The sequence below is a fragment of the Cyclobacterium sp. 1_MG-2023 genome (assembly GCF_030546805.1).
Lineage (GTDB): Bacteria > Bacteroidota > Bacteroidia > Cytophagales > Cyclobacteriaceae > Cyclobacterium.
Genome location: NZ_JAUOPC010000003.1, coordinates 255,748 through 268,585, shown reverse-complemented (window position 1 = coordinate 268,585; position 12,838 = coordinate 255,748). Strand labels below are relative to the sequence as shown.

The 12,838-nt window shown below is 39.1% G+C and carries 4 protein-coding genes; 1 reads left to right on the top strand and 3 read right to left on the bottom strand.

All coding sequences use genetic code 11. From position 1 onward, the window contains the following. Positions 1-5: 5 nt before the first annotated feature. Entirely contained in the window at positions 6-3,152 is a 3,147-nt protein-coding gene (locus Q4534_RS05720) for a TonB-dependent receptor (RefSeq protein WP_303612210.1), read from the bottom strand. Between the two features lie 524 nt (positions 3,153-3,676). Here Q4534_RS05720 and Q4534_RS05715 point away from each other — a divergent pair. Further along, a complete protein-coding gene (locus tag Q4534_RS05715) occupies positions 3,677-7,615 on the top strand; it encodes a heparinase II/III family protein (protein WP_303612209.1) in 3,939 nt (1,312 codons plus the stop codon). 275 nt (positions 7,616-7,890) lie between these two features. Here Q4534_RS05715 and Q4534_RS05710 read toward each other — a convergent pair whose 3' ends face one another. Beyond that, positions 7,891-9,504, bottom strand: coding sequence for a RagB/SusD family nutrient uptake outer membrane protein (locus Q4534_RS05710; protein WP_303612208.1), 1,614 nt, complete (start codon positions 9,502-9,504; stop codon positions 7,891-7,893). Between the two features lie 18 nt (positions 9,505-9,522). Then, positions 9,523-12,774, bottom strand: coding sequence for a SusC/RagA family TonB-linked outer membrane protein (locus Q4534_RS05705; protein ID WP_303612207.1), 3,252 nt, complete (start codon positions 12,772-12,774; stop codon positions 9,523-9,525). Positions 12,775-12,838 lie beyond the last annotated feature (64 nt).

Below are 12,838 nucleotides of genomic sequence, written 5' to 3'. Positions count from 1 at the left end.
AATGCTTACAGATTAATATTGACACCAAGGGAAAGGATTCTGGGAAGTGGATAAAAATTATCCCCTGAATCGAATGTGTTTCTTTCAGGATCAAATCCTTCATAATCTTTGGAAACTATTGAACCTAAATTCTGGGCGTTTCCATAGACATATAATTTTTGAACACCTAACCTTTCGGTAATGGCCGTTGGAAAGGTATAGCCAAGCTGCACGTTTCTTAACTTAATAAATGAAATATCGCTTACCCAATAAGAAGAGGCTTCACTTCTCCAAGTATCACTAATTGATATTCTTGGTACCGTTGTACTTGGATTATCTACAGTCCATGCATCTCTCCATTTTTCAGTAATTGTTCCACCGGAAATCCCTAAGGGTTGAGTCCATGCATTTTGCGTATATACATTGGCTCCGGCAATTCCCATTACCAAAGTACTAAGATCAAAGCCTTTGTAATTTATACTTGGCGTAAGCCCAAAAGTATATTTAGGTATGGTATTCCCCAAAGCCATTTTATCTTCAAAACCCAAGCGCCCATCATTATTTACATCTTCATATTTTAACTCTCCAGCTTGTGGTATGTAACCATTGGCATTCATGTGTTCTGAAGCTTCTTGATCTGTTTGATAAATCCCTATGGCTTTGTAACCGTAAAGTTCTCGGTAAGAAAAACCTTCACGGATAAGGTACAATTGGTCAGGAGAGTTTTCTCTAAATTTGGTTACCTGATTGACTATATAAGTCATGTTAACACCAATATTGTATCCTAACTCATCCCTATCTGTGGCCAATTTTGAGTAATTGATATTGAATTCAAACCCATTATTGGTCATCTCTCCAACATTCTCAAAAGGAGCACTTACTCCTCCCAATATGGATGGAATAGGTAATTGAACAATGATATCATTGGTAGTTTTTCTGAAATAATCTGCCTCAACGAAAATCCTATTGTTTAGCAAACCAAATTCAACTCCTAAATCAGTGGTTACTGAAGTTTCCCAGCCAATGCTCTCATCTACTAGGGCTGTTATTCCGGCCCCCGGAGCAAAACTTCCTGCAAAATTATAACTTAGGCCATTCGTTTGATTGACTACTGCGAGATATGGCCAGTAAGAATTGATGTTCTGATTCCCTAACTTACCCCAAGATGCTCTTATTTTTAGATCTGAAATTAAATTTTGACTTTTCATAAATTCCTCTTCACCCATTCTCCAACCTGCTGAAAATGCCGGAAAAACGCCCCAGCGATAATCCTCCTTAAACCGGGAACTACCATCAGCTCTTAAATTCATTTCAAACAAATACCTATCTGATAGCGCATAATTTACACGTCCAAAATAGGACATCATTTTGAGCTCACTCATGTTTCCATTAGCTTGGAAACCTGCGGTTCCTGCATCTATTTGAATCAAACCTTCTTTGGGAGGTCCTGATCTTCTCCCATATACATCCTTTATGACTGTGCTTTCAATTTGAATTCCTGCTATGGCTGAAATGTTATGGATTTCATTAAAGGTTTTATTAAAATTCAAGGTAGAAAACAGGGTGTTGTAATTGCTCTGAATATTACTTCTGCTGGCCTCTAAAATTGTAAGGTAGTCTAGGTTTTTGCCTTCTACCCCTGTGTTGGTATATCCATAAACTAAATTATTGTGTTTGTCCACCAAATTACTATTGTATTGAGAGGTCAAATTGGTCTTTAATGTCAGGTAATCAGTAAAGTCAATATTCGCAAATACATTCATTTTGAAAAAATTGTTTTCGGAAATGGATAAACCATTGGCTGTCTCAATCAAAGGGTTCCTATTGCCTACAATTGTATTACCACTACTATTAATGGCCTGAACAGATCCAAACCTTCCGTCTTCTGTATACGGTGCTGTAAAGGGATACCCTCCATTAGAGAAGATATACATCATTCGACCGATATTGAATGGCTCTTCAGAAGCTTTCTTGATACCATTAAGACGCCCCCCTATGGTAAGCCATTCCTTTAATTTCGTCTCTAAGTTTACTGTCAAACCGTAACGATTGGATTTAGAGTTTAACATAATGCCATCCTGATTCAAATAATTCATGGATACATAGAATTTCGTTTGTTCAGAACCACCGTTTACGGAAATATTATGTTCTGTTATTGGTGCTTTTCTAAACACCTCGTCGAAGAAATTTGTATTGGGATATACATATGGGTCATTATTGTTTGCGAAATCATTGATTACTGATTCGGGAAACAGAGGACTTCCTCCTTGATTGGCCAAGGCTTGATTCCACATGCCCATATACTCGGCACTATTTTCAATAATATTATACCGCCTGCCAAGGCTTTGCTGGCCCACATAGCTACCTATATTAATGCTTGTTCTTTCACCGAATTTCCCGGACTTAAGGGTAATTAACACCACTCCGTTCGCTGCCCTGGAACCGTAAATCGCTGAACTTGCTGCATCTTTTAAGACCGTCATACTTTCGATATCGTTGGGATTGATTTCATTGATTGAAGCTTCAACACCATCTACCAAAATCAGAGGGTTTGAATTATTTAATGTACCCCAACCTCTTACTCGAATCTGGGCTCCATCACTTCCCGGTTTTCCTGAGTTTTGACTGATCCAAACTCCCGGTACCTGACCACTTAATGCCTGGGAAGCATTGGTTAAAGGCCTATTCTGAAGTTCTTCATCAAAGTTCACGGAAGAAACTGCTCCAGTCAAGTTTTCTCTCTTTTGAGTGCCATATCCAACCACCACAACCTCATCAAGTGCAGAGGTATCCTCTAACAAAGTTATATTTACAATGCTTTGATCTGAAACCTGAATCCTTTGGGACACAAAGCCTATGAATGAAAAAACCAAGGTAGCTCCTTCGGCTACATCCAAGGAATATTTTCCGTCCAAGTCAGTGGCTGTTCCCCGCCCACTCCCAGGTACGGAAACCGTAACGCCCGGTATAGGGTCTCCATTTACATCCACCACCGTACCGGTAACTTGAGCCCTCAACTCTAAATTAATCGCATCTAAGTCGTTTGACGCAATACTGTTACCGTACCCGACATCAGGTATAGTTGCATATGCAAGTAAAATTATTAGACTTGCAAAGGTCCGTTTAGTATAGAGAAAGCATCCTCTACATCTGACAAGTAATGATTCCTTCATTGTTTTGTGGTTTTGTGATTAAATAATTTAATAATAGATAAAATCATATAATGATAATTATCCTACTTCATTTAATTCATATTAAATTAATTACCTTAAAATAAAAATTTAAATAAAATTGATACTTATAAAGGCAATATTACGTTAATATTAACATTAATAATTTTATTTTTATATTTTTTAAACCATTTATTCAACTTTAATTACAATTTATTTAAAAATAAATTCACTACTATTTCACAAAACAACAGTTAATTAATTCACTATCTTTTTGGAATAAGGGGCTAACAAAAAATAGTATTAGCCAGGGCTTAACCCTGTCACTTGGTTTCAAAGGATTTGAACTATTGAACAAAAATAGCCATCAAGAGAAATTTATACTTAAACCCGGGTTTTGTAATAGGATCATGTAACCTCCTAAATCAACTTATCAATAGCTCACTATCAAACATTCTTAAATCACTTTCATTTTTGACTGTATACCCGTATATTTTCAGTTCTTGAACAAAGCTCAAAATCAACCTATGAAATTATTACGCCCATCAATTGCAATTTTTGCATTTTTATTTTTTATTGGTTTTAATAGTCTAGCACAGAAAGATAAAAACCTCTCTGATTTAATTTATCCTACCTCTTTTGTTCATCCCGGTATTTTGCAAAACCAAGCTGATTTGGATTATATGAAATCACAAATCGATCAAGGAAAAGAACCTTGGAAAACTGCTTTCATAAATCTAAAAAATGAAGCCGCTACTGATTTTCAGCCTCAGGCTTTCACACATGTAGTAAGAGGCTCTTATGGAAGAAAAGGACAAGGACACCGTGAACTTTCTTCCAGCGCTAAAGAAGCCTATAGACAAGCTTTACTCTGGTACATAACAGAAGACAGGAAACACGCTTCAAAAGCCATTGAAATAATTAACGTTTGGTCTGAACAGCTATGGGATTTTGACGACAATGATGCAAAACTAATTGCCGCATTGACTGGGCAGCATTTCTTAAATGCAGCAGAAATATTGCGATATAGTAATTCAGGTTGGGAACCTGAGGGCATCCAAAAATTTGAGCAATTAATGCTTACTGTCTTTTATCCCTATATCAAAGATTTTTTTACTGAAGCCAATGGGAACTGGGATGCAGCCATGATCAATACCATGCTTGGAATCGGAGTTTTCACTGATCGTCCTGATTTATTTAAGAAAGCGGTAGACCGTTTTTTCTGGGGGCCAAATAATGGCGGTATCACCAAATACATTTATCCAAATGGTCAAATTCAAGAAACAACCAGAGATTGGCCACATGTTCAACTAGGCTTGGGAGAATTTGCTAAGGCAGCCCAGATTGCCTGGACACAAGGTGTGGATTTTTATGCTGTAGCAGACAACAGGCTGGCTTTGGGATTTGAATACACTACAAAGTTTATGTTGGGTGAGGAAGTACCTGTTTATGGAATTATCTCTCAAAGAGGACGTGGGAAATTCAGGGATATATATGAGTCCGTTTACAACCACTATTCTACCGTGAAAGGGATCCCAATGCCCAACACACAAAAAGCAATTGCCCTGACAAGGGATGATTCAGGCTTGGACTTTTTGGTTGCTCAAAAAGCACCGGTCAATAAAGAACCATCCTTTGTAAATACGGCTCCTCTTAATAAGGCCCGAGAACAAACCGGGGCAATAAGAGAAAATACAACCTCCCATGAGGGAGATGCTATTTTGGTAAACCCCGGGCAATCCATCCAAAAGGCAATCAACAAGGCAGTTAATTCAGGACAAAAAATCTTACTGGGAAAAGGTCAACATGTGTTAAATGAAACCCTTAAATTACCAAGCAACATTCATTTGGAAGGATTTGGTTTATCCACCATTTTATTGCTAGCAGAGAAAGTAAACGGCCTTACCATAGGCAACCAAATGCCTGATTCTAAAAATATAGTATTAAAGAATTTTGTCATTGAAGGAAGGTCAAGTGCAGAAGCAGAATATGACCCCAATCAAGGAAGAAGGGCCCGTGCCAGGCAATCTGCCCCAAGAAAAGAAGGGCTGGTATTTTCCGCAAATTTCCCTGAACAAATTCGAAATATACATTTGGAAAACCTAACAGTAAGAAACTTTACAAAAAATGGAGTTTCACTTAGAGGTGTCAAAGATGTACGGATCATAAATTGTGATTTTAGTGACAATGGTTCTAATGTGGTACCGGGCAAAGGACTTCACCACAACTTACACCTATTCCAGTCCAAACATGTCACAATAACAGGGAGTAGGCTTAGTAATTCTCCATGGGGATCAGGAATTATGGCAAGTCTCTGTGAAAACATAAAAATAAGCGGTAATGAAAGCAGTCGCAACAAATTAGATGGCGTACAGGTCAACGAATCACAAGAAATAGAAATAAAAAACAACCTTCTTGAAGGAAATGATCGAAACGGATTGTATCTAGAACAGCTTAACCATGGAAATGACCAAATAACCATAGCTGAAAATACCATTCGAACCAACGGAGAAATGGGTATAAAGTCTCCTTTAGCACTCGCCCAAACATGGGATTATAATTTAATTCGTTACAATAAGAAGGGCATCGCCACAATTGTTCCGGATGGTCAATTTCTAGACAAATGGAATAAAATTACCCAAAAGTTAAATTTACCAGAAGAGGTAAAAAATCATAGTGACAACCCTTTAGTAGCCGCTAGGGCCTTGCTAAATTATTTCCGAAATAGATCCGGGGTAATACACCCTTCAGACAAGGTCCACTACTCAGGCAAACCCACCCAAAAAGACATGCTTCATGCTAAGAATGCTTTAAAACATGTGATGGTAGGTCAGCCTGCCTACCCCTCCTACTTTGTAGGCTGGGACATCGATTGGGAAAGTCAACCTGTAAAGGACAAAGAGTGGGTTTGGCAACTGAATAGAATGGTTTTTTGGCAAAGTATGGGCAAGGTCTATAAAGAGCAACAAGATGAAAAATATGCCCTTGAGTGGAACCAACAGATTATAGACTGGGTAATAAAAAACCCCAAAGACCAAGATCACCCACTTCCATGGCGGTCTATAGAAGCGGGGATTAGGGGTAACAGGTGGACACATCTATTCAATTACTTCCTTCACTCTTCAAATTTCACCCCGGAAGGCTTGGTTTTCTTTTTGAGCAGTATCTATGATCATTCCGACTACTTAATGACAAAATACAGTACAGGGAGTAATTGGGCATTAATGGAAGCTGAAGGAATGGCCTTTATTGCCATGACCTTTCCTGAATTTAAGGACGCTGACCAATGGTTGAAAGAGGCAATAAGGCGATTTAACAATGAGATTCACGAGCAGGTTTATCCTGATGGACACCAAAGAGAATTGGCATTTGGTTACCATATGGGGAGTATAAGTTGGTTTCTGCGGACTTATGAGCTTGCCCAAATGAATGGGAAAGCGGATCTATTTTCTGAAGATTACCTGAAGATGATTGAAAAAATGACTGAGGTTCCAATGAAGCTTGCATTCCCGGATGGTACAACTCCTCAATTTGGAGACGCATGGACAGGAAGTCCAGGACAACATTACAATAAACTAAAAACATGGGCCAAACTCTTTGACAGACCAGATTTCCTGTATGTTGCCACAGAAGGAAAAGAAGGAAACAAACCCGAAAACACAGCATTTGCTTTCCCCCAGAGTGGGCTCTATTCCATGCGAAGCGCTTGGGATCCTTCAGCCATTGCCTTGGTATTAAAATGTGGTCCCAATGGTGGAGGACACAGTCAACCGGACAATGGCACATTTGCCCTTTATGCAGGGGGAAGAAATCTTACTCCAGATTCAGGCAGCTTTATTTATAGTGGTGATCCTGAAGGGAGAGCTTGGTTCAGGCAGAGCAAAGTACACCAAACCCTTACTTTAAATGGGGAAAACATTAATTATGCACCAAAATTATTACTATGGAAACCCGGAGAAAAACATGATATTCTGGTGGTGGAAAATCAAAATTATGAAGGAATGGCACATAGGAGAGCGGTGATCTTTTATGACAAATCCTTCTTTATTATTATCGATGAAGCTTTAGGTGATGCGGAAGGAGTACTCGATCTGAATTTTCAACTTGCTCCAGGAAAAGTAGAAATGAATGAGAATCAGCTTGCAGTTAAAACTTTATTTGATGAGGGCTATAACCTTTCAATCAAAGCACATGAAACCGAAGGTCTTAACCTAAACCCAATGGAAGGCCAAGTATCCTTTATCTATACCAAGAAAGAGCCACGACCTGCATTTTCTTTTCAGAAGGGTTGGAATGGTAAGGGAAAAGGTATGAGGTTCGTTACAAGTCTTGAACCTTTTAAAGGAACAAGCCCTTCTGATGTAATTGTTAAAGTAGCCTCTAAAACTAAAATTGGAAGCAAAAAGGTTATTTTGGAAATAAGCAAAAATGGAAAAAAAGAAAGCATCTCCTATACACTTGAATAGTTAAACCAAAAAATGGGAATCCATTATATGCTAAAATCACTTTACCATTGAGTCCAGAGATTTTGAAATCGTTAGAATCCCATCTTGTATGTGCTTTTTACCATCCAATTATATTGGAAAACAGTCCCTCGCATAAATCTTCTTCTTACCAAGGTGGTAGCATACAGACAGAACTCGGAATTGGCTAAAAAAAATCCCCCGACTTTATAAAAGTCGGGGGAAATATTTATACACTAACTTACAATTGCTATGCGATTATAAGGTCAGCGTTTAAATTAATAACCATCATTTTGAGGGTAATCATTTTTTGTTCTGTCAATTTGACTTTGGGGAATTGGGCGCAAGTTATGGTAATCTTTAATATTTGGAGCTGCATTCGGGTTATGTGCTTTCACTCGCTCCAAAAGTTTACCAGTTCTTTTTAAATCCGGCCATCTATGCAATTCACCTGCCAACTCTCGACCTCTTTCATCAAGGATCATGTCAATATCCAATTCATCAGGTGTGATCAAAGGAATTTCTTCTCCACCCGGGAATTCGGCTCTTTTTCTCAAAATGTTAAAATAAGAAGTTGCTTCATCTAACTTGCCCTGCATCATCAATGCTTCAGCCGCAATAAGGTAAGTTTCACCCAAACGCATGTACATATAGTCCCTTCCATTGTTTCTTAGGTAAGGGTAGCGATGCTTTTGAACGGTAGGAGAAAACACGTCATTCCTATCCTCAATAATTACCAACCTATAAGGCGCAGCATCAATTTGCTCCTGCGTATACTCCCTTCGAACAGGATCATTTGTAAACCAAGCAGCAGTATCACCAATAGAAAATCCTTCGGGCACATTAGGCTCGTCATTGTACAACCAAGCTTCCTTGAAAGTCACGCTGTACCTGGAATCATTTCTAATATGTAGGCCACCATTTCTATAATCATTTCCAAACAAGGTAGTAAGCGTATAATCAGTTGGCCAGAAACGGGCGATCCCAACATGATACATATCATCACCAATTAGACCTGGAAGTAACCATTGTCTTGGGCCCAAGAACCTTTGAAGTTCATTCCCGGGATTATTAACTTCTGTATCATCTCCCCATTGAACTGACCAAATCACTTCCTCATGTCTTTGATTGAAAGGATCGAATACATCCGCATAATTGTCCAACAATCGATGTCTTCCACCTTCAATTACCTGAATCGCTAGTTCAGAAGCCTTTTCCCAATTTCCAATGGTAAGGTATACCTTAGCCAAGTGGTTGGTAGCGGCATCGTTTGTAGGCCTACCGTATTGTACCTGTTCCAAAGGAAGGTGTTCCATTCCATATTCCAAATCCGCAATAATTGCGGCATACACTTCATCCTCAGAAGTCCTATTTGCTTCCAATTCTACTCCTGTTGTTTCCTCTAAGGTCAAATGAATAGGACCAAAATGCTGTACTAAAACGAAATAATAGTGAGCACGTAAAAACTTTGCTTCTGCTATTTTCTCAAGTTTAGTAGTTTCATTCATCCCTTCTATACCATCTGCTCTAGAGATTACGGTATTGGCATAATTAATTCCTTGGTAGAAATGTTCCCAAACCAAAACATCACCGGATGGAGAAAGTACGGTTGACGCATTTAGGCCAGGTCCATAATTGTCCCATTCCGAGTTATAACTTTGTCCTTCCATGAACATATCCGTTCCAAATAGGTTCATCAATAATCCGGGTTCACGACCATAATACCATCTTAAAGGCACATAGGCACCAACCAAAGCTTCATCCAATCCTTCTGCCGTTGAAAATTGAACATCAGCAACAGTGTCTGTAATCATATTTTCTGTCAAGTCAGCACAACTTATGCTGGTACTGAAGACAGCCAATCCTAGTATATATTTTATTATTGATTTCATCTTTTAGACATTAGTGGTTTAAAATCCAAGTTCAATACCGAACAAAATGGTTCTGTAATTTGGCATATCAAGATCCCTTGCCCCTTCAGGATCAAGTCCCGGAAATGAGGTGAAAGTAAAAGGATTTTGTACTCCGGAGTAAATTCTGGATTTACGTAAGCCCCATCGATCCAAAAGCTTATCAGGAAGACTATAACCAAGGGTAATGTTTCTAACCCTGACAAAGCTTGCATCAAAATAACTCATAGCAGTAGAATAATCATGACCACGCACCCTAGGTTGAGGGTATTCATTACTTGGATTATCCGGAGTCCAGTAATCCACATCTCTGGAATTTAAATTGTATCCTCGTCTAAGGTTAAGCATACCTCCTAGGGAAGTTCCTCCTGCCTCACTGGAAATATTGATTCCCTGAGTCGTATAGATGAAAAATGCGAAATCAAAATTATTATAAGTAATCCTGTTGTTTAAACTACCTGTCCAGCTTGGTACATCAGATCCTAACAAGACTCTGTCATCCGCACCTATTTTTCCATCATTGTTGATGTCATTCATTCTCATATCTCCTGGGTTTGCACCGTATGAATTGGCAAGATCTCTTTCAGACTCCTGCCATATTCCGATAAACTCCCAGTCATAATAGACATTTATAGGCTGTCCAATAAACCATAAGTTACCCGGATCATCTTCTTTTCCTCCGTATAACTCTGTAATTTCATTTTTATTGGCATGGAAAACAAAATCTGTCGTCCACCTAAAACCTCCTGGCCTTTTGGCTTCCACATTTACCACCGAAACATTGAACTCAATCCCCCTGTTTCTAGTAGCTCCCACGTTTTCCAAAGTACTTACAAAACCTGAGGTTGGCGGCAATTGTCTGTTCATCAGCAAATCAATGGTTCTTTGCTGATAAACACCAAAAGTTCCCATTACTCTACTGTTCCAAAGAGAAAAATCTACTCCTATATCAATTTGTCTGGTTCTTTCCCATCTCAACTCTGAATTGGCTAATTCTGCGCTTTGAAATCCATAAACTGACTGATCACCGAAGGCGTAACCTACACGCTGAACCCTTCCTTGGGTTTGGTAAGGATCAATTCCTGTATTCCCTACATCACCATAACTGGCACGTAATTTCAATTCGTCAAAGCTTGAGCTATTAGACATAAAGTCTTCTTTATCCAACAACCAAGCCAAGGCCATGGAAGGGAAAAGACCATATTTATTACCTTCAGCTAGTCTAGATGAACCATCTACCCTACCTGTCATGGTTACTATGTATTTGTCCTTCATTGAATAATTCAACCGAAGCATATATGACTCAAGTGCCCACTCGCTCAAGTAAGAACTCCTAGAGGTAGTTTCTTCAGCAGTTCCAATATTGTGGTAACGTTGTTGCTCGAAAGGCAAACCTCTTACAGATACACCTGAACCTGTTTCTCTGAAATTCTGTACACTGTACAAACCGGTTGCTCGGATTTTGTGATCTGTACCTATGTCTTTGGAATAGTTAACAATGTTCTCATACAAAATATTGCTGGTTTTGCTATTGGCAACACTAGCCGTAGAGGTTTGCCAAGTATGGGTTCCTCTGTCATAATAAGTCAAATCCGGCGCAAAATTAAACCTGTAACTCAAACCTTCAATAATATCTGCCTCAGCATACACATTGGTGATGATTCGGGTCCTGTCTCTTCTATCAATGTACAAATCCCTATCCAAAGCCAAAGTTGGGAAACTCTCTCCAACTGCAAATTCACTTGAAAGAGCTCCTTCAGCTCTTTCCGGCCAATCCAAAGGACTTCTTAGAATAATACTTCCAAAATCACCTCCTTGGTATTCCTCACTAGTGGTTACCTGAGCAGATACACCGGCTCTGAATCGATCACTGACTTCCTGATCTAAGTTTAATCGACCTACGAAACGAGAAAAATCGTTGTTTGAAACAATAGATTTATGATCCAGATAGGTGCCTGATATGGCGTATTTGGTGTCTTCTGTCCCACCTCGAACACTTAACTGATGATTTTGTTGAAAACCGGTTTTGAAGGCCTCTTCTTGCCAGTCTGTATCAACACCGTTTTGAATTCCTTCTAACTCCCAATCTAAGAACAAAGCCTCATCGGTAGTATAAGAGCCTTGCTGTCTGGCTGCATCTCTTTGCATTTCAGTGAATGTCTCTGCATCCATCAAGTCAACCTTATTGGCTATGTTTTGAATGCCGGCGAACGCGCTGTATTCAATCTGCGTACCACCTGAATAACCTCTCCTAGTGGTAATCAAAATCACACCATTAGATCCCCTAGAACCATAAATAGCTGTTGCAGAGGCATCTTTAAGAATCTCTATGGATTCAATATCCGAAGGGTTAATGTCCATCAAGTTTCCGGCAATAGGAATTCCATCCATTACGATCAAAGGATCATTTCCTGCAACCAAAGACCTTGCGCCCCTAATTCTTACGGTGGCTCCTGCACCAGGTCTGTAGCTATCTGCTACCACATCAACTCCTGCTGCTCTACCCTGAAGCAAGCTTTCAAAAGAATAAGTAGGTTCACTCACAATATCTTGTCTACCGATAGAGGCGATCGAACCTGTAATTTCCCTTCGTTCTACTGAACCATAACCAACCACAACGAATTCATCTAAAGCAGACTCATCTTCATTCAATGTGATGCTTAATTTGGTTTGATTTCCCACTTCCACTTTTACAGACTCATATCCTATAAAGGAAATTAGCAAGACTGCTCCGGAAGGTGCGTCAATTGAGAAATTTCCATCAAGGTCTGTAGCAGTACCAGTACTTGTACCTTCTACCATGATAGTGGCACCCGGTATCGGGCTTCCATTCTCATCCACAATTGTACCCGTAATTATTTTCATCAATTCGGGAGCTGTGTCTGAATCGTCCGGTATGGATTTATCAGCCACCGTTATGGTATGATTGATTTGTTTGAACACAAGGTTGCTTTTTCTTGAAATTTCTTCAAGAATAGTTTCAACATTTGATTTCTCAAGACCGATATTCAAAACGACATCTTTCTTTAATGCATTTTCATACACAAAATTAAAATCAGTCTGCTTTTCAATCTGTTTGAAAATGTCAACCAGTGTTTCGGCTTCTGGGGAAAGAATGACCTTGGTCTCTTTCATTATTTGGGCATCTGAATTATATGCCCAACCTACCCCTAAGCCTAAATAAAATAGGCAAGCAATGGAAAATATCCGCATAGTAATCCTCATAAAAAGGATGAGTAACTTTTTTTTCATAATTTTGTAATGGTTAAATGTAATTCTTTTTTAAATGAATTGCTTTTCTACAGTGGCGCTACTT